The 24401-nt window shown below is 49.1% G+C and carries 29 protein-coding genes; 2 read left to right on the forward strand and 27 right to left on the reverse strand.

Annotated features, from left to right (window positions below; all coding sequences use genetic code 11):
* Positions 1-39: 39 nt before the first annotated feature.
* The 8 genes from B5F29_RS12900 to B5F29_RS12935 form a co-directional block, all read right to left on the reverse strand.
* The gene (locus tag B5F29_RS12900; RefSeq protein WP_087155029.1) at positions 40-360 is read right to left on the reverse strand and encodes a putative heavy metal-binding protein; all 321 of its coding nucleotides are present in this window, start codon (positions 358-360) and stop codon (positions 40-42) included.
* Positions 332-1234 (reverse strand): DUF975 family protein, encoded by a 903-nt coding sequence (locus tag B5F29_RS12905; RefSeq protein ID WP_087155030.1) that lies wholly within the window; start codon positions 1232-1234, stop codon positions 332-334. Before B5F29_RS12905 ends, B5F29_RS12900 begins: the two co-directional genes overlap by 29 nt.
* 84 nt (positions 1235-1318) lie before the next feature.
* Positions 1319-1855 (reverse strand): anaerobic ribonucleoside-triphosphate reductase activating protein, encoded by a 537-nt coding sequence (gene nrdG / locus B5F29_RS12910; RefSeq protein ID WP_087155031.1) that lies wholly within the window; start codon positions 1853-1855, stop codon positions 1319-1321.
* The gene (gene nrdD / locus B5F29_RS12915; protein ID WP_087155032.1) at positions 1833-1991 is read right to left on the reverse strand and encodes an anaerobic ribonucleoside-triphosphate reductase; all 159 of its coding nucleotides are present in this window, start codon (positions 1989-1991) and stop codon (positions 1833-1835) included. Before nrdD ends, nrdG begins: the two co-directional genes overlap by 23 nt.
* Positions 1992-2048: 57 nt before the next feature.
* Positions 2049-4364, reverse strand: a complete 2316-nt coding sequence (locus B5F29_RS12920) for an anaerobic ribonucleoside triphosphate reductase (protein ID WP_242955666.1) — start codon at positions 4362-4364, stop codon at positions 2049-2051.
* Between the two features lie 117 nt (positions 4365-4481).
* Positions 4482-5345 (reverse strand): YitT family protein, encoded by an 864-nt coding sequence (locus tag B5F29_RS12925; RefSeq protein ID WP_087155033.1) that lies wholly within the window; start codon positions 5343-5345, stop codon positions 4482-4484.
* A gap of 38 nt (positions 5346-5383) precedes the next feature.
* Positions 5384-6808 carry a tRNA (N6-isopentenyl adenosine(37)-C2)-methylthiotransferase MiaB gene (gene miaB, locus B5F29_RS12930; protein ID WP_242955667.1) on the reverse strand — a complete coding sequence of 475 codons (1425 nt, stop codon included), beginning with the start codon at positions 6806-6808 and terminating at the stop codon, positions 5384-5386.
* Positions 6809-6877: 69 nt separating this feature from the next.
* On the reverse strand, positions 6878-7489 hold the full coding sequence (locus tag B5F29_RS12935) for a histidine phosphatase family protein (RefSeq protein ID WP_087155035.1): 612 nt from the start codon (positions 7487-7489) through the stop codon (positions 6878-6880).
* Between the two features lie 208 nt (positions 7490-7697).
* On the opposite strand from B5F29_RS12935, the gene B5F29_RS12940 reads away from it, so the two are divergent.
* Positions 7698-7904 carry an alpha/beta-type small acid-soluble spore protein gene (locus tag B5F29_RS12940; RefSeq protein WP_087155036.1) on the forward strand — a complete coding sequence of 69 codons (207 nt, stop codon included), beginning with the start codon at positions 7698-7700 and terminating at the stop codon, positions 7902-7904.
* 76 nt (positions 7905-7980) lie between these two features.
* Here B5F29_RS12940 and recG read toward each other — a convergent pair whose 3' ends face one another.
* The 12 genes from recG to B5F29_RS13000 form a co-directional block, all read right to left on the reverse strand.
* Entirely contained in the window at positions 7981-10041 is a 2061-nt protein-coding gene (gene recG / locus B5F29_RS12945) for an ATP-dependent DNA helicase RecG (RefSeq protein ID WP_087155105.1), read from the reverse strand.
* 63 nt (positions 10042-10104) lie between these two features.
* The gene (locus tag B5F29_RS12950) at positions 10105-11781 is read right to left on the reverse strand and encodes a DAK2 domain-containing protein (RefSeq protein ID WP_087155037.1); all 1677 of its coding nucleotides are present in this window, start codon (positions 11779-11781) and stop codon (positions 10105-10107) included.
* Between the two features lie 15 nt (positions 11782-11796).
* Positions 11797-12153, reverse strand: coding sequence for an Asp23/Gls24 family envelope stress response protein (locus B5F29_RS12955; protein WP_087155038.1), 357 nt, complete (start codon positions 12151-12153; stop codon positions 11797-11799).
* Positions 12154-12515: 362 nt separating this feature from the next.
* Complete coding sequence (gene rpmB / locus B5F29_RS12960; RefSeq protein ID WP_087155039.1) at positions 12516-12701, reverse strand: 50S ribosomal protein L28; 186 nt, start codon at positions 12699-12701, stop codon at positions 12516-12518.
* An 89-nt stretch (positions 12702-12790) separates the two neighbouring features.
* Positions 12791-13210 (reverse strand): DUF2752 domain-containing protein, encoded by a 420-nt coding sequence (locus tag B5F29_RS17315; RefSeq protein ID WP_087155040.1) that lies wholly within the window; start codon positions 13208-13210, stop codon positions 12791-12793.
* The gene (locus B5F29_RS12970) at positions 13207-13548 is read right to left on the reverse strand and encodes a DUF4234 domain-containing protein (RefSeq protein WP_087155041.1); all 342 of its coding nucleotides are present in this window, start codon (positions 13546-13548) and stop codon (positions 13207-13209) included. Before B5F29_RS12970 ends, B5F29_RS17315 begins: the two co-directional genes overlap by 4 nt.
* Positions 13549-13647: 99 nt before the next feature.
* A complete protein-coding gene (locus B5F29_RS12975) occupies positions 13648-14049 on the reverse strand; it encodes a GerW family sporulation protein (protein WP_242955668.1) in 402 nt (133 codons plus the stop codon).
* Positions 14050-14058: 9 nt separating this feature from the next.
* Positions 14059-14997 carry a DUF2953 domain-containing protein gene (locus tag B5F29_RS12980; RefSeq protein WP_087155042.1) on the reverse strand — a complete coding sequence of 313 codons (939 nt, stop codon included), beginning with the start codon at positions 14995-14997 and terminating at the stop codon, positions 14059-14061.
* Positions 14997-15326, reverse strand: coding sequence for a hypothetical protein (locus B5F29_RS12985; RefSeq protein WP_143449157.1), 330 nt, complete (start codon positions 15324-15326; stop codon positions 14997-14999). The genes B5F29_RS12980 and B5F29_RS12985 overlap by 1 nt, the downstream gene beginning before the upstream one ends.
* A gap of 51 nt (positions 15327-15377) precedes the next feature.
* Positions 15378-15824: an NUDIX hydrolase gene (locus B5F29_RS12990; protein ID WP_087155044.1), complete on the reverse strand. Its 447-nt coding sequence runs from the start codon at positions 15822-15824 to the stop codon at positions 15378-15380.
* A 104-nt stretch (positions 15825-15928) separates the two neighbouring features.
* Complete coding sequence (thrS, locus tag B5F29_RS12995) at positions 15929-17854, reverse strand: threonine--tRNA ligase (RefSeq protein WP_087155045.1); 1926 nt, start codon at positions 17852-17854, stop codon at positions 15929-15931.
* A gap of 358 nt (positions 17855-18212) precedes the next feature.
* Complete coding sequence (locus B5F29_RS13000; protein ID WP_087155046.1) at positions 18213-18878, reverse strand: M23 family metallopeptidase; 666 nt, start codon at positions 18876-18878, stop codon at positions 18213-18215.
* A gap of 55 nt (positions 18879-18933) precedes the next feature.
* Between B5F29_RS13000 and B5F29_RS13005 the strand changes: the two genes are divergently transcribed.
* The gene (locus tag B5F29_RS13005; protein WP_087155047.1) at positions 18934-19878 is read left to right on the forward strand and encodes a hypothetical protein; all 945 of its coding nucleotides are present in this window, start codon (positions 18934-18936) and stop codon (positions 19876-19878) included.
* Here B5F29_RS13005 and B5F29_RS13010 read toward each other — a convergent pair.
* From B5F29_RS13010 to proB, 7 genes are read right to left on the reverse strand one after another with little or no spacing between them, the layout of a single operon-like run.
* Complete coding sequence (locus B5F29_RS13010) at positions 19805-20389, reverse strand: ATPase (RefSeq protein ID WP_087155048.1); 585 nt, start codon at positions 20387-20389, stop codon at positions 19805-19807. The two genes, B5F29_RS13005 and B5F29_RS13010, sit on opposite strands and share 74 nt — an antisense overlap.
* 26 nt (positions 20390-20415) lie before the next feature.
* Positions 20416-20901, reverse strand: a complete 486-nt coding sequence (gene coaD, locus B5F29_RS13015) for a pantetheine-phosphate adenylyltransferase (RefSeq protein ID WP_087155049.1) — start codon at positions 20899-20901, stop codon at positions 20416-20418.
* 35 nt (positions 20902-20936) lie between these two features.
* On the reverse strand, positions 20937-21491 hold the full coding sequence (rsmD, locus tag B5F29_RS13020) for a 16S rRNA (guanine(966)-N(2))-methyltransferase RsmD (RefSeq protein ID WP_087155050.1): 555 nt from the start codon (positions 21489-21491) through the stop codon (positions 20937-20939).
* Positions 21488-22732 carry a glutamate-5-semialdehyde dehydrogenase gene (locus B5F29_RS13025; RefSeq protein WP_087155051.1) on the reverse strand — a complete coding sequence of 415 codons (1245 nt, stop codon included), beginning with the start codon at positions 22730-22732 and terminating at the stop codon, positions 21488-21490. Before B5F29_RS13025 ends, rsmD begins: the two co-directional genes overlap by 4 nt.
* Entirely contained in the window at positions 22729-23298 is a 570-nt protein-coding gene (locus tag B5F29_RS13030) for a 5-formyltetrahydrofolate cyclo-ligase (RefSeq protein WP_087155107.1), read from the reverse strand. Before B5F29_RS13030 ends, B5F29_RS13025 begins: the two co-directional genes overlap by 4 nt.
* Positions 23276-23503 (reverse strand): DUF896 domain-containing protein, encoded by a 228-nt coding sequence (locus B5F29_RS13035; protein ID WP_087155052.1) that lies wholly within the window; start codon positions 23501-23503, stop codon positions 23276-23278. The genes B5F29_RS13030 and B5F29_RS13035 overlap by 23 nt, the downstream gene beginning before the upstream one ends.
* Positions 23504-23516: 13 nt before the next feature.
* The gene (proB, locus tag B5F29_RS13040; protein ID WP_087155053.1) at positions 23517-24356 is read right to left on the reverse strand and encodes a glutamate 5-kinase; all 840 of its coding nucleotides are present in this window, start codon (positions 24354-24356) and stop codon (positions 23517-23519) included.
* Positions 24357-24401: the final 45 nt, after the last annotated feature.

A 24401-nucleotide genomic window follows, 5' to 3' on the forward strand; every position in this document is an offset into this window, starting at 1 on the left:
CAGCAGGACCATTTTCCCGATCCTGCCGTATATTCTGAATTAATCTGTAACAACCGCTGTGCCGCTGGCAGTCACCATCAGCATACCATTGTTGCTGCCCAGCACTTCGTAGTCGATATCCACTCCCACGACTGCGTTAGCACCGATTTCCCGGGCACGCTCTTCCATCTCCCGGAGCGCATTCTGACGCGCCTGAATCAGCTCGCCCTCATAGGTACTGGAGCGTCCTCCAAAGAAATTGCTGATCCCGGCGGTGAAATCCTTGATCACATCCACGCCGGCGACCACCTCGCCAAACACAATTCCTTTATATTCCTGGATTCTTTTGCCCTCAATGGAAGGGGTCGTTGTTGTAATCATAAGTCTCCTCCTTCATCTCATCCTGCGGAACCTCGCGCCACTGGGCTTCCGGCTGCGGGTTGCTGTAGCGCTGCTCGGTCAGTTCCCTGTAAAACGCCGCTCTGGACGCTTCAACATAAGGATACAGGAAAAGCAGTTCGACAATATAAACTACTAAACCAAACATGGAAAGCCCCATACTGCCAGTCAGAAATCCTGCTGTGAATATAGCAGCAAACACCAGCGCGGCAAGCAGAGTCCATCCGATAAAAGACAGTTCCAGGCAAAACAGGCGCCAACGTTTTCCTTTCATCATATTTTTGGATTCCCGAAGAGCTTCCCGGGCTCTCAGCTCCGGATGTTCTGCCATGATATAAGGCACCATAGCATAGCTGTATGTAGCCACAATTCCCGGGATTACCAGAAGAAGGCTCCATAAGGTGATATACAGTCCGCGCCAGAACCACATGCAGAAACCTGCTCCCAGGCGCCCGATGTTTGAAAATACATCTCCTGCCCCGGGCCGGTTCCCATCCACCAGATTCAAGTTAAACCGGGCGTATCCCAGGGTAACGGCTCCTCCTATAATTATACAGACCAACACATAGATCAGCAATACGGTCAGCAGCGTTCCCAAAAATGCCATCATCGGCATAAAAAAATCGCTTTCTACAAAATTCTGGATCGTACCGTCCCCTGCTTCTATCACCGCATATGGATCAGACATATCCGATACGCTGGCGTTACCCTGTACGACACTGTTTAAATTGATCCAGCTGGAGCCGTACATAGTACAGCCCAGAAGCCCTGATACAAAGCTTGCCAGGATCGCTGTGGGCCACATTCCTCTCAGGCTCTCCCGGCCGATCCTTCGGTAGTCTCTTGCGTACATCATATTTATTTTCTCCCTCCTGAAGAAAAGTTTGTCATATGCATTATATCATTCCTTCAGTATTTTGACATCTTAATTTTTACTGAATCACCACAGGTCTTCATACTCGCTCCGATAAAGGATGATCTCTCCGCGCTCCCGGCTCTTGTTAAGATCGATGACCCGCTGGTTAGCGCTTCCCCGGTACTGAAGGGTCAGGTCCCGCTGTTCCTCGATATAGGGGCCGTCCACCAGAATGTCTGCCAGTTCCAGCAGCCGCCTCACGCCCGGGCAGTCCATGGCCTGCAGTTCTTCCAGCAAATATCCAGTATAAATCATCAGATGTTTTCCCCGGGCTTTGATGACCTCGGCCAGAGGTACCAGCGCGTCGGCCTGTACAAACGGCTCTCCTCCGGAAAAAGTGACTCCGGAAGTAAGCGGATTATCAAAGATCTGTTCCAGTATCTGATCTGTATCTGCGTCTTTTCCTCCCTGAAAATCGTGGGTCTGCGGATTATGGCAGCCCGGGCAGTGGTGGGGACATCCCTGGGTAAAGATCACATATCGAAGACCGGGACCGTCCACAATAGAATCCTGGACGGTCCCGGCGATTCGAAGCGGTTTAGGACAAGGTGTGTTTAACACGGTCTCTTTCCTCCGCGCGTTTTGCGTTGTTAAACCGGTCTGTGGTCCCCACCAGATAACCGGTAATCCTGCGGATTCGGTCAAATTTCACATTTTCTCCCGCCATTCCGTTTTCTGCAATCACTCTTCCTGCCATATGTATTACCTCCTGTAATAAGTTTTATCTATAGATTCCGCCGCATGGCGGCTTCTGTCAATGATTGGCGTCCAGATAAACCGGCACGTCCGGATATTTTTTACGCAGTTCGTTCAGCTTCTCCAGAGGCACCGCTTCTCCTTCCCGCCTTCCGCAGCGCGGGCACACATCATCGATGACGCCGGTATAACCGCAGACCGGATCCCGGTCTACCGGATGGTTTACGGAGCCGTATCCCACGCCGTTTTCCTTCATACAGCGGATCACCGCTTCGAAAGCCTCCGGGTTCTTCGCCGTATCTCCGTCCAGTTCCACATAACTGATATGGCCCGCGTTGGTCAGCGCATGATAAGGACCTTCGATCCGGATCTTTTCAAAGGCGCTTATCGGATAATATACCGGTACATGGAAAGAATTAGTATAGTACTCACGATCCGTGACTCCCGGAATCTTTCCGTAGCGCTTCTGATCCATCCGCACAAAACGGCCGGACAAGCCTTCCGCAGGCGTAGCCAGCAGCGTGAAATTGAGTCCTGTTTCCTCAGATTTGTTGTCAAGATATTTTCTCATGTGAGAGACAATCTCATATCCCAGTCTGCGGCTTTCTTCGTTCTCTCCGTGGTGGTGTCCCGTCAGTGCCACCAGTGTCTCCGCCAGACCGATAAATCCCACGCTCAATGTTCCGTTTTTCAGGATCTCGCCCACCTGATCCCCCATGGCCAGATGATCGGAATCGATCCAGATACCCTGGCCCATCAAGAACGGATAGTTCTTTACGGTCTTTTTCCTCTGGATCTCAAACCGGTGCAGCAGCTGCCGGCAGCAAAGAGCAAGCCTTTTGTCCAAATTCTTATAAAAGGCATCCAGATCTCCCTTTGCCTGGATTCCCAGACGGGGAAGATTAATGGAAGTAAAGCTTAAGTTGCCTCTTCCGCAGGTCACTTCCTTGGTCGGATCATAATGGTTGCCCATTACGCGGGTCCGGCATCCCATATATGCCACTTCCGTGTTATAATCCCCTTCTTTGTAATACTGCAGATTAAAAGGAGCATCCAGAAAACTGAAATTCGGAAACAGTCTCTTGGCGGACACTTTGATCGCCATCCGGAACAGATCATAATTGGGATCGCCGGGATTATAGTTGACGCCTTCCTTTACCTTGAAAATCTGTACCGGGAAAATAGCCGTTTCTCCGTTTCCGAGACCGGCATCCGTCGCTTTCAGCAGATTCTTGATTGCCATGCGCGCTTCCGGCGTGGTGCAGGTTCCATAATTGATGGAGCTGAAAGGCACCTGCGCTCCCGCGCGGGAATTCATGGTATTCAGGTTATGAACCAATGACTCCATCGCCTGATAGGTCGCCAGATCCGTTTTATGGGTGGCGATCCGCACAGACGTTTTGTGACATCTGCGGATATCCGCTTCGTCCGGCCGGATTCCCAGCATCTTTCCGCCCTCGCCGCTCATCCAGCCCACCAGATCTTCCTCATACTGGTCCACATTTCCCATATGAATCCGTTCCGGCATGGCGTCTTTGAGCGCCTGGCGGAAGGACTCATCCAAAGCCTGTTCACAGTTGTACTCCAGCCAGAAGTAGCGCTGTACCGCATCATAATATTCTTTACGGTAGGTACACGCTACCCCCTCTGCCATGGCATAGTCGAAGTTCGGCACAGACTGACCGCCGTGCATCTCATTCTGGTTTGCCTGGATGGCGATGCAGGCCAGCGCCGCGTAGCTCTGGATAGACTTCGGCTGCCGGATATATCCGTGCCCCGTGGAAAAGCCGCCGTGAAACAGCTTCAAAAGATCAATCTGGCAGCAGGTCTCCGTCAGCATATAGAAATCTTTATCATGGATGTGGATATCTCCGTTAATGTGGGCAGCCGCGATATCTTTGGGCAGAATATAATTGTCCACAAAATAATTGGCCCCTTCGGACCCGTATTTCAACATCGTACCCATGGCCGTGTCGGCGTCTATATTGGCATTTTCGCGTTTGATATCCGCGTCTGCCGCGCTGGTAAACGTCAGCTCCCGGTAGATCTTGACCAGGTCCGCTTCTGTCTTGCGCAGCTTTGTATGTTCTTCTCGGTAAAGGATATATGCCTTGGCCGTTTTGGCAAATCCATTCTGGATCAGCTTCTCCTCCACCAGATCCTGCACCTGCTCCACATTGGGAGTCTCTCCTTCCGGAATCGCTTCCACGACTTCATCTACCAGCTTTTCAAACTGATACGGGGCGATCGCTTCCACCCGTGCCGCGTCATTGGCTTTCCGGATCGCATCCCTGATCTTTTTCACATCGAACGGCACCGGAATTCCATTTCTCTTTTTTATCATTTCCGGGCACACGATGGCAGTTTCCCTCATAACCTTCCCTCCGTGTCTATATCTGGTATTTGTTTTAAACATCTTGCGCTAAATATAGTACCACTAACTGATGAAAGATGCAAGAGGGAATCCATCCTACAGAATGCAGGATTCCATTCAGAGCACGTCGGCGAACAGATCTTTATATCCTTCTCCGTAGATCTCGCTGGCGCTGGTGACGATCATAAAGGCGGAAGGATCCTCTTCTTTCACGATTTCTTCCACCTGTGGACCCTGGGGGCCATGTACGGCGCAGAAAACGATCTCTTTATCCTTCCCTGTAAATCCGCCTTTCCCCTGCAGATAAGTGACGCCCGCTTCCAGATTTTTCAGGAGACGCTCCCCGATTTCCCGGGGTCTTTCCGTTATAATGTAGAACATCCGTGCTTCGTCTCCTCCATAAAGCACAAAATTTAATGTACGTCCAGAGATGATAACTGTAATCAGGGCATACAGCGCCACATTCAAATCCCGGAAAATAAATCCTGATAAAGACGCGATAACCAGATCCGAACACAGAAATAAGAAGCCTGTCTTCAGATGACGATAGCGTCTGCGCAGAATTTTAATAATAATATCCATACCGCCGGTAGTGGCTCCCGCCCGAAAAGCTATGCCGATACCGCAGGCGATCAATACGCCCCCCGCCAGTCCCGCCAGCAGAGGATCTTCGGTAACCGCGCCCCGGTCCGCCAGTATTTCGGTGACAAAAGAGGTCAGCATCACTACATAGCCGGTTTTCATGATGAAACGCAGACCGAATTTCCAAGCTCCCAGGATCAGTATCGGAAGGTTAAGCAGAAAAAGAATCGTTCCTGTTCCGGCTCCGGTCAGATAACTTAAGATCACAGAGATCCCTGTCATGCCGCCGGGAGCCAGATGATTCGGATCCAGAAACAGACTGATCCCTGCCCCGTATATCAGCGGCGCCGCCGTAAGCAGCGCAAATCTCCCTGCCGATTTTTTCCATGCTATGTTCATACTGCCCTGACCTCCGTATCCGGCCCTTCCGCGCAGGATCAGCCTGTGAGGCTTCCCATATAGTAGAAGCCTCTGCACTCGTCCAGCCGTACTTCCACGATCTGTCCGATCAGGCTTTCGGGCCCGCGGAAATGCACCACATGATTATTGCTCAGGCGGCCTGTCACATACCCTTCCATCTGGCTGTTCTTCTCTTCCACCAGTACCTTCTGACAGGAACCGGTAAAACGCTCCGCCATCTCTTTTGAGATCGTCTGGACTTCTTTCAGCAGCCGGTCAAACCGATCCTTCACCACGTCTTCCGGAATCTGGTCTTCCATGACTGCAGCCGGAGTCCCGGTCCGCTTGCTGTAGATGAACGTAAACGCGCTGTCATAGCGCACCCTGCGCACCACATCCAGAGTTTCCCGGAAATCTTCCTCTGTCTCTCCCGGAAAGCCCACGATGATATCCGTCGTAAGGGCGATATCGGGGACCGCTTTCCGGATCCGGTCTGCCAGATCCAGATACTGCTCCTTGGTGTATTTCCGGTTCATGATCTTCAGGATACGGGAACTGCCCGACTGCAGGGGCAGATGCAGATGACGGCAGATCTTTTCCGACTCTGCCATAACCTGAATCAGCTCGTCCGACAGATCCTTCGGATGAGAGGTCATAAACCTTACTCTTTCCAGACCATCGATCTTTACCACCTCACGCAGGAGCTCCGCGAAAGTGACCGGACGCGCCAGATTCTTCCCATAAGAATTCACGTTCTGTCCCAGCAGCATGACTTCTTTGACTCCGTCATCCACCAGCTTACGGATCTCTTTCAGGATCTCTTCCGGCTCCCGGCTGCGCTCCCGCCCCCGTACATAAGGAACGATACAATAACTGCAGAAATTATTGCAGCCGAACATAATATTCACGCCGGATTTGAACGAGTATTTCCGTTCCACCGGCAGGTCTTCCACGATCTGGTCGGTATCTTTCCAGATATCAATGATCATCCGGTCCGATTCCAGCATAGTTACCATCAGTTCGGCAAATTTAAAAATATTATGGGTGCCAAAGATCAGATCTACAAACGGATAACTTTTCTTCAGCTTCTCCACCACATCCGGCTCCTGCATCATGCAGCCGCAGAGAGCGATCTTCATATGAGGATTTTTCTTTTTGTATCCATGAAGCACGCCCAGCCTGCCATAGACCCTCAGGTTGGCATTTTCCCGGACGGTACAGGTATTATAAATGACAAAGTCCGCATTCTCGTCCTGCGTCTCCTGGTATCCTGCTTCTTTCAGGATCCCCAGCAGTTTTTCCGAATCCCTGGCGTTCATCTGGCATCCGAAAGTGGTAACGCAGCAGGTCAGCGGACGGCCCAGTTCCCGTTCTTTGCCGGCGGTCAGTTCTCTGGCCCTTTTCAGGAAATAATACTGCCTCTGCGGCTCCTGCATCGGCGCGGGCGCCGACAAATCCATCATCTGGATCTCTTGTTGCATTTGTGTATCTATATTTGTAGTATTCACGTTTCTTGACCCTTTCATACTTTATCAATAGTAAATCCGGTTCTCAAATACCAGGTCAAATCTGCCGTTCTCCACGTGCAGGCAGGTTACTCCGCAGTTTTTATGTACCATGCCGCTCCACGTTCCTCCGTTGGCATACGGCCAGATCCCGGTCAGAAGTCCGCGGATCGCCGCTCCATGGGAAGACAGAAGAATCGTCTTGTCCGCATTTGCCGGATCATTCATAAGACCGAGAACAAAAGAAGATGTCCGTTTTACCAGATGCTCTATAGTTTCGCCTTTGGGCGGAACATGATATTCTTCCATATTGTCAAAAAATTTCATAAAATCCGGATCGGGCAGATTGTAGTGCTCTCCTTTGCAGATCAGTCCCTCATATTCTCCAAAACTAAGCTCCAGAAGGCTGTCTGTGGGAATAATTTCGACAGGACGGTCTCCGCGGATAATTTCCGCCGTCTGAAACGCTCTGGAAAGCGGGCTGGAATAAATCACATCAAACGGTACGTCTTTCAGACCTTCCGCCGTCTTTTCCGCCAGTTCAATTCCATATTCGTTGAGCGGAATGTCGATCACGCCCTGCAGTCTTTTATTTTTATTAAAATCCGTCTGTCCGTGCCGGACCATGTAAAGTTCCATCTTCTTTCCTCCTCATCCGTATTCCGTACATTTAATCATCATACAATACTTTCAGGCTGTGGTCAAAATATATTTTTCTGGCACAGTCCGACAAAAAATGAAACTATTGACAGTGTATTGTTTTTGTTCATGCACATACTAGGGATGTAACAAACAACAACAAATTGCAGAGCGGATTATTTTCAAGCTCTGCAGTAAGGAGGAGTTTATTATGTCTAAATCTACTAACAAAGCTGCAGTACCGGAGGCTATGAATGCCCTCGAACGTTTCAAGTACGAAGTGGCAAGCGAGATCGGTGTCCCGCTGACCGACGGTTACAACGGCGACCTGACTTCAAAACAAAATGGTTCCGTAGGCGGATATATGGTCAAAAAAATGATCGAAGCCCAGGAACGTCAGATGGCAGGGAAATAATCTCTGTTTATAAACCCCCAGTAAATAACGGCGGGCTGCTGCAAAATATGCGGCAGTCCGCCGTCTTTATATCAGCTCACAGATTCAGCTGTTCTCCGCTCTTTTCCAGATAGCGCTCCAGCCTTTCGAAAAGCATGCGATGCTCTTTCAGAGACAGATCCGGATCCCTTTCAAGGAACTCGTCTGCCGCCCGGCCCGCCATCTGAAGCACCTTCGCATCCTGAAACACATCTCCGATTCTGAATTCCAGGATCCCGCTCTGCCGGATTCCGAACAGGTCTCCCGGCCCCCGCATCTTCAGATCCTCGCTGGCTATATAAAAACCGTCATTGGAACGATTCAATACTTCCAGTCTTTTCCTGGTTTCCCTGCTTTTGCTGCTGGTCATGAAAATGCAGTAAGACTGGGCTTTTCCCCTGCCCACACGTCCGCGGAGCTGATGAAGCTGCGCAAGCCCGAAACGTTCTGAATTTTCCACCATCATAACGGTGGCATTGGGCACGTTGATCCCCACTTCAATCACAGTTGTCGAGATCAGAATCTGGATCTCCCCTTCCGCGAAACGCTCCATGATCTCATTTTTTTCTTTCGGCTTCATCCTTCCATGAAGGCAGGCAACCTGAAACTGCGGAAAGACTTTTTCCAGTTTTCTGGCATAATCTGTGACATTCTCCAATTCCAGCTCGTCATTCTCCTCCACCATGGGACAGATAATATAGATCTGGTGCCCCTGAGACGCTTCCTTTTCTATAAAACGATAGGCGTTAGGACGGTAAGATTCATCCACCACGCAATTCCTTATGGGAAGGCGGTCAGCCGGCATCTCATCCACTACAGAAATATCCAGATCTCCATAAACAATAATAGCGAGAGTTCTGGGGATCGGAGTTGCGCTCATAACAAGTACATGAGGAAAACACCCTTTTTCAGCCAGGGATTCCCTCTGACGCACCCCGAAACGGTGCTGTTCGTCCGTCACTACCAGTCCCAACCTGTGGTAGACCACCTTTTCCTGGATCAGAGCATGCGTTCCCACAATGATCTGCGCGGTACCGCTTTGAATTTCTTCATAGGCCGCCCTTTTCTCTTTCACGGACATAGAACCGGTCAGAAGAATAGGTCTCAGCGGAATATCATGCGTTCGGAACAGTTGAGTAATGGACTGATAGTGTTGTTTTGCCAAGACTTCTGTCGGCGCCATGATCGCCCCCTGGTATCCGTTGCACCCGGCCGTGATCAGTGCCAATACAGCCAGAATAGTCTTACCGGATCCCACGTCTCCCTGAACCAGACGGTTCATTACTTTAGAGGAAGTCATATCCCCCAGTATTTCTCCCCAGACCCGTTTTTGTGCCCCGGTCAGTTCATAAGGGAGCGATTCTGTCAGGCGGGCTGTATAAGCCGTCTCTACCATCTGTACCTCCGACACCTGCAAACCGCCGCTCTCTTTCAGCCTGCGCAGAGCCAGAATAAACAACAGAAATTCATCAAATACCAGACGGTTTCTGCATCGGATCATCTGCCTTTCTTCAATCGGGAAATGGACGCCTTTTAATGCGTCCCATTCTTTTTCCAGGCCGTATTTTTCCCGGACAGACTCCGGAAGGTACTCCGGAACATAGACCATTCCTCCATCCAGTACCTGCTTTACCGCTTTGGAAACCATATGTCCCGTCAGACCGGATACCAGAGGATACCTGGGCTGCATAACATTACGCATTTTTTCATATGCATCCAGCGCAAAGTGCTCTGGCTGTTCCATTCTCCACTGGTCTTTTTTCCTGCTGATGGTTCCGCGGAAAACATAGCGGCTGCCGGCCGGAAAACACTTTCGCAGAAAAGGCATGTTAAACCAAACCGCCTGAATTGTCTCTCCATCTTCTGTCTGCAGCTGCGCGGTAAAAATCTGATATCTCTGAAAGCGTCGGATACCTGATACCGACAGTACACAGGCATAAACCGAGCAGCGGGTTCCTTCTTCCAGCATGCATCCGGGGACAGGTTCCTCAAAAGTATCATAAGATCTGGGGTAATACTGCAGCAAATCCGATATTGTATAAATCCCTGCTTTCGCAAACGGTACAGCTTTTTTTTCTCCTATACCTTTCAGGCCGGTAATGGGATCCTGAAGTTCCATATATTCCTCCATTAAAAAAGCGCGGGAACACTCCTTATGTGTGAGATCCCCGCACCTTTATCATTATTCCGCCGATATTACATAATAGTAGACCGGCTGACCGCCGTCATGCACTTCTACCTCCGCATTCGGATATCTCTCTCCTGCTCTGCGGCCCAGTTCCTCCGCCTGGAACTTTTCCACTTCCGCTCCATAATAGACGCTGACAATCTCTGTATCGTCATCTACCATTTGGTCCAGCATATCCAGAGTTGTATCCGCAATATCTTTGCCAACAGAAAGAATTCCTTTGTCTCCGATACCCATGATGTCTCCTTCATGGATCTCTTTATCATCGATTCTGGTATCCCGAACAGCATAAGTTACCTGGCCGGTCTTCACGTTCATGATCTCGCTCTGCATGCGGGCCTCGTTCTGTTCCGGGGTTTCTTCCGGAATATAATTGATCATGGCCGTAATGCCCTGAGGAACCGTTTTGGTCGGAATCACATAAATCTTTTTGTCCTTGGTCAGGTAACCTGCCTGATTGGCCGCCAGGATAATATTCTTGTTATTCGGCAAAATAAAAATATTATCCGCATTCACCTGGCTGATCGCTTGCAGCATGTCTTCCGTACTGGGATTCATGGTCTGTCCGCCTTCGATCAGGTAATCCACACCAAGACTCTGGAATATTTCACTCAGTCCCTCGCCTGCTGATACAGCGATGAACCCCATCTCTTTATGAGGCCCTTCTTTTGGCGCGGATAAATTCTTTTCTTTCTTTGCTTCTTCTGCAGCGATTTTAGAGGCATCCTTGATCAGCTTTTCTTCGTGCTCCAAACGCATATTATCGATTTTCATACGCGACAGTCCGCCATACTGAAGCGCCCGCTGGATGGCCAGTCCGGGATCGTTCGTATGTACGTGTACCTTGACGATATCATCGTCTGACACGACTACGATCGAATCGCCGATGGATTCCAGGAAACCTTTAAAATCCATCTCTGTCCTTTCATCGAAAGGTTTTTCAAGCATGATGATAAACTCTGTACAATATCCGAATTTAATATCTGTCTCTGTCTGCGGGCTGATCTTTACTATATTTTCTTTCCTGGGCGCTTCGAACGCATAATCAATCTCTTTGCCCTGAAGCGCATCCAACGCTCCCCGCAGCACTTCCACCAGACCCTGTCCGCCGGAGTCAACGACGCCCGCTTCTTTTAGAACCGGAAGCATGTCCGGAGTCTTTTCCAGGACAGCCTCTGCTTCTGCCAGAATCTGTATACAGAATTCTTCAATATCTTCCTCTGTCTGCGCCAGTTCTGCCGCCTTATTCGCAGCTCCTTTTGCCACAGTCAGGATTGTTCCTTCCTTTGGCTTCATCACCGCTTTGTACGCCGTCTCGACTGCTTTCTGCATGGCGCCCGCCAGATCGATCACATCCAGCTCTTCATGTTCTTTGATTCCTTTGGTAAAGCCGCGGAGCAGCTGAGAAAGAATCACACCGGAGTTACCTCTCGCGCCGCGCAGGGATCCGGAAGAGATACACTTGGAAAGGTTCTCCATATTCAGATCCGACAGAGCGTTTACTTCAGCCGCAGCGGCGGTGATCGTCAGTGTCATGTTTGTTCCCGTGTCTCCGTCCGGCACTGGAAATACGTTCAGTTCGTTAATCCATTCTTTTTTTGATTCCAGATTTTTTGCACCGCCCAGAAACATCTTCGCGACCATCCGGGCATCGATCGTCTTAATCACAATTAAGATCCTCCCTCACTAATCTATCACTCTTACACCTTCCACGAAGATGTCGATCTTACCGATCTTCATGCCGGTAAATTCTTCCACCTGATATTTCACCGAATCAATCAGGTTCTCAGAAACTACCGGAATATTCACCCCATAAGCCACTATGACATGGAATGCCAGATAAATCTCATTGTCTTCAATCGCGACTTCGATACCCCTCTTTATACTGTCTTTTTTCAACAGCTTCATGATCCCGTCACGCATGTCCAGCGATGCCATACCCACAATGCCAGTGCAGCCAAGCGCTACAGAGCCTGCATATGTGGCAACCACATCGGCGTCAATCAAAATACTTCCAAGGTCTGTATTAATCTGTCCCTGCATATGAATACCTCCCAGTTAATCTGCATAATCAATATTTATTATACCCTAATCACTGTAAAAAAGAAATAAAATTTTGCTTTTTTCATTTTTCCTGCATATATTTAGAATAAAAGACAGGGCGGTGAAGCAATCATGAAAAAAACAGTTGGATTTGTCCTGTTTTGGATCGGACTCGGCATCTTTCTTACACTATTTCTTCCGGAAGATAATTTCTTCATTCGGATTCTGCTCTCCGCCGTCTTTTTGATCTGCGGATATCTCTGTTATTTCAGCTGCTGAACACCAGTACGGCGGGGTATAAAAAGCGGAGCCACCGCACACGCGGCAGCTCCACCCTGCATCTTCGATCATATCACAGCCGGTTAAGCTCTCTCTACTTTACCGGATTTTAAGCAAGAAGTGCATACATACATTTTCTTTGCTCCGCCGTTCACTTTCACTTTCACGGACTTCACGTTGGATCTCCACATTTTGTTGGATCTTCTATGGGAATGACTCACATTGTTTCCAAAGTGAACACTCTTGTCACAAACTGCACACTTAGCCATCATTGCACCTCCTTAGGCTTATTTGAGCCTTGCAGACTCACAACTTCTGTTATTCTATCAGAAGTTCTTCCGATTTGCAAGCAAAATTTTTATATTTTTGCTGAAATGTCAACAAACTTTATCCAGATCGTCTCTGAAAACGCCGGAGGGAGATTTCTCCACACAAAAAATAGCAATAAAGATATCAGGAGCAAAACGGTTCCTGCTTTCTCCCATTTACGCAAAAAAACCGGCTTTCCATACAGATACGCCGCTGTATTTTTCGCAATAAGCCATAGCAGGAACGGACTCCAGCAGAAAAGAACCGGATGGGACAGAAAAGCCTCTCTAAATTCCCCCGTGGATATGGCCAGAATCATCCGGCTGATTCCGCATCCGGGACATTCCATATGAAAAAAATACCGGAACAGGCAGGGAATGCCTGTTCCGGTGTATCTCAGGAACAGATAATATCCGGCAAGAAGTACAAGCACCGCCAGAACCTTCAGTCCTCTTTTGTAATTCATCATGCTTCTGCCAATTTATTCAGCTCATGCTGAATCAGCGCGTACGCGATTACACCGCCGAAAATATACAGGATCAGATAAAGAACTCCCCCATTGGAAGCAGGTATTCCTCTCATGGTTTTCGCCTTATCCAGTTTTTCCCCGCATCTGTATGCCCAATACAGTCCATAAATGCCGCAGGTAATAATAGTAAAAATCAGAGCCATCACACCAGACGTTCCGTTTTCTCCTGCTGCCGCATTGGTGTCCTCCGTCAGACATACCAACCAGTACAGTCCGTAAATACCGCAGGTAATAAGACTGAAAATAATCCCCAGCGCAACATTCCGTTGTTTCCACATAACACAATCTCCTTTGTATACAGTAGTTAATAAAACAATACCATCTGCAGCAGAAGACTGCAACTATTTTTATGCATTTTCATATTTCTTAGCAGATCATTAATCTTCTCCGTGCAATATATCGTCTACCGCCTTTTCTACTTCCGGATCTGATTTCTTCCCCGAAGTAAACTTGTCTACGAAATCCGGAATCATATCCAGTACTTTAGTTACTGCATCCTGATTTTTGACATTGACCAGACGGATATTTCCATCCTTGATTACCAGCACAGCGCTGGGGGAAATCTTTCCGCCCAGACCTCCTCCTCCGTTATTTTTCTTATCGTTGGACGCGGCTCCCGCACCGACGCCGAATGTGACATCCACCAGCGGAAGTATGATAGTATTCCCTACAGTAATGGCGTCTCCCACTACTGTCTTGCTGGAGATAAAATGATCCATCCCCTTGAACAGAGAAGACACTGTAGATTCAAAATTGTTGTTCATGCTCTTTTCGCTCATAAGAACCTCCTATAATTCTTTCCAGTGTGCATACATCAGGCGGATATCCCGATTAAACCAGATTCGCAGACCAATCATTACCAAAACATAAAGCCGGAGTTTTCCTCGAAAGAATATCTCTCCCTCAAGAACCTGCCGGTCAAAATCCGGTCTCAGTTCAAACTTTTCCGGATACCATGAATAAAGGACACTGGCAGCTCCCATGCAGATCCCGGTCACAGCCGGATCATCGAATCCAAAATGAATATATCCGAGGATTTTTCTTGGCCGGATTTTATCTCTCAAATAAAGGAACTCTTTCAAGATCGCCTCACGTGCCCGCCGATGCTCCTCCAGATCCCAAAATTCCAGCAACTGATCCTTGCGATCCAGCAGAGAACGAACTGTACGTGGAATTTTACAGCATGCATTCCATATTGTTTTAATTCTATCACAGATCCTGTGGATTGCATAGGCAAGTCTGCCAAAAAATCCCCTCTTCCGGTCTGTTCTTTTCCGGTCTGCGCCTTTTTCTTCTTTCGGATCAGCCAAAGTATCTGCCGCTGCCGCCGGCTCTTCATTCTGCTCGGACGCATGTACACGGGAAGATTCTTCTCTGGTACCGCACTCAGGCTTTGATTCTGTCAGCTGCTTATGCGGCAGAGATGTTTTTCGCTTCTTTTTTGAAGAGCGAGATGATCGTTTTTCTTTTCCCGGCCGATATATGGGGATTCCTAAAAAACAGACCACAAAATCCCGACCATTTTCGTCCAATCGGTAGTGAACCGACAACATACGGAACATCCATCCTCCGGCAGCGTGTACTTTTATCTTTTCTTCTTTTTCCGCATACACCCTATACGTGACGGGCAAAAACAATATTGCGGCAAGAAGCAAAAGTACAATTCCGAGAAGAGACAGGAATACAATTCCCGCTGTCTTCAAAATCAACAGTATGATATGCACCATTAGTATTCCCCAAAATCCTGATCTTTGAAATAATTTCGGACATCAAGTCCACCGGTTTTCCGATAGATATCTTCTATAATCACCCGGACAAGTTCCGTCGCCTCAAGTTTTCCGTACGCCACGCCCACAATATCCGTGCACTGCAGATGAGCAAACAGAGGCTGTTTCAGCATCCCGTTGTGATATACATCCAAAAGCCCCTCTCCGGCCGAAGAAGGGGTGATATAATATACGCCTGCCATAACCCGACCGTCTCTGGCTTTTTTACGGATCCTGCGGATGTGCCGGGACGCCGTGGGTCCCAGATACAGTTCCCGATACCATCTCATCTTTTCACCCTTTTCTGAAAAAGAGGCTGCTGTTTCCAACAACCTCTTTTCTCATCTGTGATTTCCCCAAAGATTATTTTTCTTCATCTCGATATACTCGTTATACGCTTTTTCCAGAATCTGTTTCTCATTTGGAAACTTCAACAGATGATACGCCTCATGGTATTTATAATACCCAGAATCTACAAAGTATTCCTCGCGCTGTGGCTTACTGTAATAACTGTCTGATATCATCAGGAACCAGTGAACATCTTTCTCCACCACATCTTCCGGTACGGTGAATGAATACTGGCTCTTGCCGATATATTTGACGATCCTGGCACTGACTCCCGTCTCTTCCCTGACTTCCCGGACTGCCGTCTCAGGATAGTCTTCGCCAGGTTCTACGGTTCCTTTCGGCAACACCCAACCCTCATATTTGTTCTTATAATTTTTATACAAGAGCAGAATCTTCCCTCGAAATATAACCACACCGCCGCAGCTCGTTGCCTCGATCACTGCAATGCCTCCTGTCGTATGGTGTGTCGTCTTGACTATTAACAGCATACCATTTTTTTTCCCGATTGACAAGGCTGACTGTTGCTTTGCTGGACTTCGGATATCTATTTCTGCTGTGCCTGCCGATTTTCTTTTGTCTCTATTTCTTTCAGAATGCCTGCAATGAAATCGTCGAGCGCCTTTGCACCTTCATCTCCGGCTGCGCGGCTCCTTACTGCAACTGCGCCGTCTTCTTCTTCTTTCTGACCGACCACCAGCATATACGGGATTCTGGCAGTCTGCGCCTCACGAATCTTATATCCGATCTTCTCGGAACGTTCGTCCAGTTCCACGCGCACGCCTGCATCATTCAGTTTCTTCTCCACTTCTTTCGCATATCCCATATACTTTTCAGAAATCGGAAGCACGCGTACCTGCACCGGCGCCAGCCAGGTCGGAAAGGCTCCTGCATAATGCTCGATCAGGATACCGATAAAACGTTCGATGGATCCGAAAACCACCCTGTGGATCATGATCGGACGGTGTTTTTCTCCGTCGGCGCCCACATATTCCAGTTCAAAACGCTGCGGCAGCTGGAAATCCAGCTGGATCGTACCGCACTGCCAGGTACGTCCGATGCAGTCTACCAGATGGAAATCTATCTTCGGCCCGTAAAACGCGCCGTCCCCTTCGTTGACCACATACGGAAGTTCCAATTCATCCAGTGCGTTTCTCAGAGCGTCCGTTGCCATCTCCCAGTCTTCATCGCTTCCCATAGAATCGTCCGGACGGGTGGACAGCTCCACGTGGTACTGGAATCCGAACAGAGAATAGGTCTCATTAATCAGCGCAACTACGCCCTTGATCTCATCCTTGATCTGATCCGGCGTCATGAAGATATGGGCATCGTCCTGCGTAAAGCAGCGCACACGCATAAGACCGTGAAGCTGTCCCGACTTCTCATGACGGTGTACCAGCCCCAGTTCTCCCATACGGATAGGAAGATCCCGGTAAGAACGGGGTTCGGACGCATACACAAGCACGCCGCCCGGACAGTTCATCGGTTTGATGGCATAATCTTCTTCGTCAATCACCGTCGTATACATATTGTTTTTATAATGATCCCAGTGTCCGGAAGTCTCCCAGAGACTGCGGTTCAGGATCACCGGCGTGGACACTTCCACATAGCCGGCTTTTTTATGGATTTCTCTCCAGTAATCCAGCAGTGTATTTTTCAGGACCATTCCCTTGGGCAGGAAGAACGGAAATCCGGGACCGGCCTCATGCATCATGAAAAGCCCCAGCTCTTTTCCCAGCTTTCTGTGATCTCTCTTTTTTGCTTCTTCCATCATGGTAATATAAGCTTCCAGCTCTTCTTTTTTCGGAAAAGCAGTTGCGTACAGACGGGTAAGCATCTTGTTATGCTCGTCGCCTCTCCAGTACGCTCCGGCCAGACTCATGATCTTGAAAGCTTTTCCCACGTCCTTGGTGCTCTTCAGATGCGGGCCCGCGCAGAGATCTACAAATTCTCCCTGCTGATAAAAACTGATTTCCGAGTCTTCCGGCAGATCCTGAATCAGTTCCACTTTATACGGCTCTCCTTTTTCCTGCATAAAGGCGATTGCCTCCGCACGCGGTTTGGTAAACCGGACAATCTCTAGGTTTTCTTTAATGATCTTTTTCATCTCCGCTTCTATCTTGCCGAAATCATCTGAAGTCAGAGGGGTCTCAAATTCCATATCATAATAAAAGCCGTCCGATATAGAGGGACCAATCGCAAGCTTGACTCCCGGGTAAAGGCGTTTCACGGCCTGCGCCATCACATGGCTGGCAGTATGCCGCAGCACCGGCAGGGCCTTTTCGTCTTTCATCGTCAGAATATTCAGCTGACAGTCCTTGTCCACCACCGTACGGATATCTACAACCTCACCGTCGATTTCTCCCGCGCACGCCGCCCGCGCCAGTCCTTCACTCAGGTCAAGAGCAATATCATATACAGACATGCTCTTATCGTACTCCTTCACGGAGCCGTCTTTCAACGTTACTTTCATGATCTCTACACTCCTTTTATTTTTTCAGAATCATCACTCTTACGAGAGCCGTTTCTGTTTTTTGTGCAACAAAAAACCCTTTCTGTCATCTCTGACAGAAAGGGACGATCTCTCATATCGCGGTTCCACCCTTTTTGCTCTCCGAAAAACATCGGACAAGCCGCTTCATTCTGACGATAACGGGGTCACCGGGCCGGATTAGGGCCGCTCCGAGCTGGTCTTCAGCATACTTTCTGTGGGGGCATTTCCAGCTTCCCGCCCTTCTCTGGCACAGTTACTGCAGCTTACTTGTCTCATCAACGCTTTTTCAATTAATTACAGGCTCATTATAATCATTGAAAATCGGTTTGTCAACTGCCTAATACGCATATGTCAGCTTTCTGCTTTCCAGATAACGCAGCATCCAGTAAGGATTGACCGCTTTCTCCTGGTCCGCTCCCAACGGAAGATAGATACCCAGATGCAGATGCACGGGAAATTCCCCTGTAGTCCCTTCCGGACCGTATCCGGAATCTCCCATGTAACCCAGAAGTTCCCCCGCCTGAACCGCGTCCCCTGCTTTCCATTCAGACGCGTAGGAATGCAGATGGGCATAATAATAGTAATTTCCGTTTCCGGAACGGATCCCGATGCGCCATCCTCCTTTTTCCAGCCATCCTATTTGCTCCACCGTTCCGTCTGTGATGCTGATAACCGGATAGTATCCCGCCTGGTCTATGGCAGCCATCAGATCCGTACCTTCATGCTGCCGCATACCTCCATAATTACGTTCTGCCAGCCACGAATTTTCAAATGTCACTTCCGCCCGCGGATTCGTGTCGGACAGAGGAATCGGAAACCATTCCAGTTCTTCCCATACGGCTTCCACTGCCTGCTGGTACTCCTGAAACAGATCCGCGTCGTTCTGTTCTGCAGGCATGCGTTTTCCGGAGTATTCGCTGATCCAGACCATTTCTCCCTGGATCAGGCATGCAGAAAAAAGAACAGCAGTAAGATAAAATGCAATCTGCCGGATTGGATTCATATTTTACGGCCTGCCCCATAAACTGTAAAGAATCAATTCATTATATGGTGGCTTCTTGAAAAAGATACTTTTCCTCTGCCTGGCCAGTTCCGCACTGTTTCTGATTTTCACCCATCCGGCGCTGATCGCCGCCGGATGCGCCCGCGGTCTGGATCTCTGGTACACCTCTGTCCTGCCTTCTCTGCTTCCTTTCATGATTCTGTCCGGACTGCTGGTACATACGGGCTTGTTTCATATACTGAACCGGTCCTATGCCCATGTCCTAAAAAAAATATTTCACATCTCCGAATCCGGATGCTATGTGGTCCTGACTGGTTTTCTGTGCGGATTTCCCATGGGGGCAAAAGTCACTGCGGATCTGGTGAAAAGCGGCCACGTTTCTTCTGAAGAAGGACGTTATCTGCTGGGATTCTGCAACAATGTCAGCCCTGCATTTTTTCTGAACTATCTTTGCGCTGCAGGGCTGGGCTGTGCGGAACCTCCCTGGGGACTGTTTCTGCTGTTTTACTCTCTGCCTGTCCTGTACGGCATCCTGAGCCGGCCTTTTTTTCATTTTTCTTCTGATCAGGAAAAAAAAGAACAGGCAGTCCTGCATCGACCGGATTTTCCGATGCTGGACGCCTGTATTATGGATAGTTTTACTACTGTAACCCGATTGGGCGGATATATCATACTTTTTACGATTATCGCGCAATTTTTGAACCTGCTTCGCATACCGGAACCGGCTCAGATATTTCTCAGCGCCCTGCTGGAAGTAAGCAGCGGCATCGACCGCATATGCAGCGCAAAAGGATTCTCCACTGTCTGGAAAAGTGTCTTTGCATGCGCATGTGCCGCTTTCGGCGGCTTATGTATCTGTGCCCAGACTCAAAGCGTACTTTCAGAAAGCCCGCTCAGCGTACGGGACTGGCTGAAGGGCCGTCTGATCACTCTTCCTGCGGTTCTTCTTCTGACTTATCTGTATTTGTCTGCGGCGCCAGTTCTGCGCGGTTACTGGTAATCACGTTATAAAAATCCTGGAAATTATTCATCATAGCTTCGTATCGGCTGTTGGACGAATCCACAAGATTCTGTACCATTGTCTGCAGATTGGCAAGCATATCGTCGGTATACTGGATCGCCCCCAGACGGATCTCATTGGCGTCCCTGGTAGCGTTATCCAGAATCTCCTGAGCCTGATTCGTTGCCATTTCGATTACCTGGTTGGCCTGTTCATAAGCCTGCTGCATAATCTCATGCTCATTGACAAGCTCCTGATTTTGGATATTGGCCTGGGCGATGATCGCGTCCGCCTTGGCCTGGGCATCCGCCAGAATCGCATCTTTATTTGCCAGCACTTTCTGATATCGTTTGATCTCCTCCGGCGTCTTCAGGCGAAGCTCCCTGAGCAGCTCTTCCATCCGTTCCCGGTTCACCACAATCTTATCCGAAGACCCCAGAAGCGGCCCTTTACAGGTATCAATATAATCTTCAATCTCCTCAATTATCTGCTCTATACGACTGTTACCCATACTGCATTCTCCATTCTATACTCAGATTATCCTTGTTCTTTTATCTTCTGCCGGATCTCCCCGATAATACATTCCGGAACAAATTCCCGCAGATCGCCGCCAAAACTGGCGACCTCTTTTACAGTTGTAGAACTCAGATAAGCATACTCCAGGCTTGTAGCCAGAAACATAGTATCCACATCAGGATTCAGTTTCCGATTTGTCTGCGCCATCTGCAGTTCATAATCAAAATCCGATATGGCCCGCAGTCCGCGTACGATCACAGTGGCCTGCGTATGCTTTGCGAAGTCCACCAGAAGCCCGGAAAAAGACATCACTTTTACATTGGGCAGATCTCCGGTTACTTCATTTAACATATTAACACGTTCTTCAATGGAAAACAACGGAGTTTTTCCGCCATTATTCAACACACCGACAATCAGTTCTCCCACAGTCCGGGACGCCCTGTTGATAATATCCAGGTGACCGAGAGTTACCGGATCAAAGCTCCCGGGATAAATTGCTCGAATCATTTGTTATCCTTTCCAAACCGTCTGCCTTTATAGTGTCAGGAATTTTTCTGCAGGAAAAGGTGCTGGTTTGTTCTGTACTTTTTAGTCTTATATGCATGATATCCCAGCCCGTCCAGCCAGGAAAAATCCGTTTCCAGCGATGCTTCCACCACCAGCACGGTGTATTCGTCCGCAAGCGTACTGTCCGCGAGATATGACAGCACCTGATGTTCCAGTCCCTGATTATAGGGCGGATCCATAAAAATAATGTCGAAAGGTTTCTGCCCCTCCAGCCGGTAAAGCGCCGTCATCACATCGCATTTATGAATCTCTGCCCGGTCCATCAGTCTCGTGAATGTCAGGTTTTCCCGAATGCATTCTACCGCTCCCGGATTCTGTTCCACCAACACGGCATGCTCCGCGCCTCTGCTTAAAGCTTCCACCGCAATCGCTCCGCTTCCGCTGAACAAATCCATAAAACGGCTTCCGGGTACATCCGCCTGCAGCACGTTGAATAAAGTCTCTTTTATCTTATCAGTTGTGGGTCGGGTATCCATCCCTTTCACGGTCTTTAACGGCATACTTCTGGCCGTACCTGCTATTACTCTCATCGAATCTGTCCATTTCCATAAATAATATATTTATAGGAAGTCAATGCTTCCAACCCCATAGGGCCTCTGGCATGCAGTTTCTGCGTGCTGATGCCGATTTCCGCGCCAAAGCCGAATTCATATCCGTCTGTAAAGCGCGTAGACGCATTCACATAAACTGCGGCAGCGTCAACCTCGTTTAAAAATCTCTGCGCATTTGCATAATCAGAAGTAATGATCGCTTCAGAGTGCCCTGTATTGTAACGATTGATATGGGCGATCGCCTCATCGATACTATCCACAGTCTTTACAGACAGAATGTAATCCAGATATTCTGTTCCCCAGTCTTCTTCCGTGGCCGGAACTATTCCCTCCGCTGCAGCAGCCGCTTTTCTATCGCCGCGGATCTCCACCTGTTTTTCATCCAGTTTTTTCTTCAGCAGCGGCATCAGACGATCCAGTACTCTTTCATGTACCACCAGCGACTCACAGGCATTGCACACGCCGATCCGCTGAGTCTTTGCGTTAAAAATAATAGAGACAGCCATCTGAAGATCCGCACTCTCGTCCACGAAAATATGGCAGTTTCCCGTTCCTGTCTCAATGACCGGAATACGGCTGTTCTCCAGTACGCTGCGGATCAGACCTGCTCCGCCTCTGGGGATAAGCAGATCCACATAGAGGTCCATCTTCATAAATTCCTGGGCTGTCTTCCGGCTGGTATCTTCGATCAGCTGAATAGCGTCCTTCGGAACGCCGTGATCTTTAAGCGCCGTGCGGATCGTTTCCACAATAGCCAGATTAGAGTAAAATGCATCGCTGCCGCCTCTTAAGATCACCACATTACCGGCCTTAAAACAAAGTGCGAACGCATCCGCCGTCACGTTGGGACGGGCCTCATAGATAATGCCGATGACACCCAGCGGGACTCTCTTCTGACCGATCAGCAGGCCGTTGGGGCGCTGCTTCATGGAGCGCACTTCTCCTACCGGATCCGGCAGCGCCGCCACCTGGCGGATCCCTTCCGCCATGCCTTCGATCCGGCTCCGATCCAGCATCAGACGATCCACCAGCCCCGGTTTCATGCCATTTTCCTTAGCCCGTACCACATCTTTCTCATTTGCCTCCAGAATGTATGATGCATCTGCCAGCAATTTTTCCGCCACTCCCAGCAGCGCTTTGTCTTTTTCGCCTGCGTTCAGAACACGAAGCGCAGGTTCGGCCGCCTTCGCACATTTTCCGATTTCTTTCAGTGTCTTCATCTTCCGATTTTCCCTCCCAATATTCTGTTTTCTGTTACGATCAGGTCAGGACAGATATCGTGCTTTTCTGACGGCACTTCCGGAAAAATCTGAAATTCAAACGCCAGCGCAATATGTATCAGATGAGGATGCTTTTCCAGATATCGGTCATAATATCCTCCTCCGTACCCCACTCTATGGCCCTGTTCGTCAAAGGCCACTCCCGGCATCAGAAGAAGCCCTTCTTCCGGTTCACAGATCCGGCAGTCGGCTCGCGGCTCCATAATGCCGAAAGCTCCAGGCTCCAGATCTTTCAGACTCCGAAGATAGTAAAAATGCATGATTCCGTCCCCGTCTACTCTGGGCACGGCCACTTTCTTTCCGTCATCCCAGGCGCAGCGCATCAGGAAGCGGGTTTCCACCTCTCTTTTCGCATCCACATAGGCCAGCAGCAGAGAAGCGTCTTTATAGGCGGACAACTGCCTGAAGCGTTCCAGAATCTGCAGACTTTTTTCATGCAGCGTCTCTTCATCCGCTTCTCTCCGTCTTTTTTTGACTTCCGCCCTAATTTCCTTTTTTCCCAGCATGCCCATATTTTTCCCCCAGATTCACGATGCTTCCGTCTGCTTCTACCATATCGATCTGATCCAGCTGGCTTTTCAGGTTCCTGCGGATATCTGCCAGATATTCCTGCCGCAGAAGCTGCTGTTCCTTTTTCTCCGGCTCCGTCAGCCCTTCCGCTTTTGCTTTGCGCGCCAGCTCATTGATCCTTGCAATCTTTTCTTCCATCATACAATAATCTCCATCAATCCTCTTCCAAATAATCAATCAGATAAAAATCTTCCGTCCGGTTGCTTTTAAACAGGGTTCCGATCGGTTCTCCGCCCATGATCCGGTGAATGACTCCCATATCCCGTCCATTGGCGATGATCATCTCCGCGCCGGACGCTGTAGCGATCTGCGCCGCATGCAGCTTGGTAGACATTCCGCCGGTTCCCAGATCGCTTGCGGCTCCCTTCGCCATTTTCTCCAGGTCCCGGTCTATATGATCCACATACTCTATAAACTCCGCGTTCGGATTCCTGTTCGGATCATCCGTAAATAAGCCGTCGATATCTGAAAGCAGAATCAGAAGATCTGCCTCCACCAGAGCGGTTACAATGGCAGACAGTGTATCGTTGTCTCCAAAGCGGATCTCATACGTGGAGATCGTGTCGTTTTCATTGACGATGGGAATCGCTCCCAGAGAGAGCAGCGTCTCAAAGGTGTTGCGGGCGTTGATCCGGTTCTCTCCGTTGATAAAAGTGTTCTTAGTCATCAGGATCTGTGACGCGATCTGATTGTATTCCATAAACAGCTTCTGATAGATCATCATCAGCCGTGCCTGCCCGATGGAAGCGCACGCCTGTTTCAGCTCCAGCTTCCGGGGGCGTTCTTTCATTCCGATAGTCTTGCGTCCTACGGCGATAGCGCCGGAACTTACCAGGATCACTTCTTTTCCCTGGTTATGCAGATCCGACAGTTCCCTGACCAGCTTCTCCAGCTTGATCAGGTCCATCATCCCTGTCTCCGGGTGCGTCAGTGAAGACGTCCCCACTTTGATCACGACTCTTTTTTTATCTTTTAAGTGTTCTCTTAAATTCATCTTTATACCCAGCCCGTTGTGGCAGTTTAGTCTTTTATACTGTAC

Source organism: Lachnoclostridium sp. An196 (assembly GCF_002160135.1).
GTDB classification, from domain to species: Bacteria; Bacillota; Clostridia; order Lachnospirales; family Lachnospiraceae; genus Hominiventricola; species Hominiventricola avistercoris.